The 945-nt window shown below is 70.1% G+C and carries 1 protein-coding gene; it reads left to right on the top strand.

The window, feature by feature from the left end; all coding sequences use genetic code 11:
* Positions 1-945: AMP-binding protein (locus tag CCN56_RS27350; RefSeq protein ID WP_143664638.1), on the top strand; the 945-nt coding region annotated here is incomplete at both ends.

Here is a 945-nt window from a genome sequence, read left to right as displayed (position 1 = left end):
GTCCCCTTCGATCTCGTCCTCGAAGCGGTCAACCCGACCCGGAGCCTGGCGCGGCACCCCCTCTTCCAGATCTGCCTGGGCCTGGAGACCGACGGTGGCCCCGACTTCGAGCTGAGCGGAGTCCGTACGGGCCCGGTGGAGAAGTTCTCCAACGGATCCGCCAAGTTCGACCTGGAGTTCTTCCTCCGCTCCGACGACGAGAAGGAGCTGCGGGCGACCGTCCTCTTCGCGGCGGAGCTGTTCGACGAGGCCACGGTACGGCGGATGGCGACCGTCCTCGGCGAGGTGCTGGTCCAGGTCCTCGACGAGCCGGGTCTGCGGCTGTCGGGTCTGGAAGTGCTGTCGGAGGCGGAGCGCGAACTGCTGACCGGACCGTGGGCCGGACCGGCGGCGGACGCGGTGGAGACCACGCTCGTCGAGCGGTTCGAGGAGCAGGTCGTCCGCCGGCCGGAGAGGACGGCCCTGCTCGACGGCGACCGCGAAGTCTCGTACGCGGAGCTGAACGCGATGGCCAACCGGTGGGCCCACCATCTGCGGTCCCGCGGCCTGGGCCGTGGCGACATGGCGGGTGTGCTGCTTGAGCGCGGGGTGGAGTTCGCGGCGGCGGTGATCGGGGTCGTCAAGACGGGGGCGGGTTACACGCTCCTGGACCCGGACTTCCCGGACGAGCGGCTCCGCTCGGCGGCCACCGACGCCGGCATCAGCGTTCTGGTCAGCGAGCCGCGTCTTGCTGCACGTCTGAACGGGCCCTGGGACACGGCCTCTTGCTCCTCACGGCAGCTGGAAGACCTCAGCGGGGGGAACCTCGGCACGGAGCTGAGCGCTGATGACGTGGCCTGTCTGATGTTCACGTCGGGTTCGACGGGCCGGCCGAAGGCGATCTTGTCGTCGCACCGGAACCTGGTCTCGACGGTGTCGGGGCAGGCGTACGGGAACTTCGGCCCC

It is taken from the genome of Streptomyces sp. NRRL B-24572 (assembly GCF_002156145.1).
In the GTDB taxonomy this organism is placed as follows: Bacteria; Actinomycetota; Actinomycetes; order Streptomycetales; family Streptomycetaceae; genus Streptomyces; species Streptomyces vietnamensis.
This window is presented reverse-complemented; position numbering and strand designations above follow the sequence as displayed.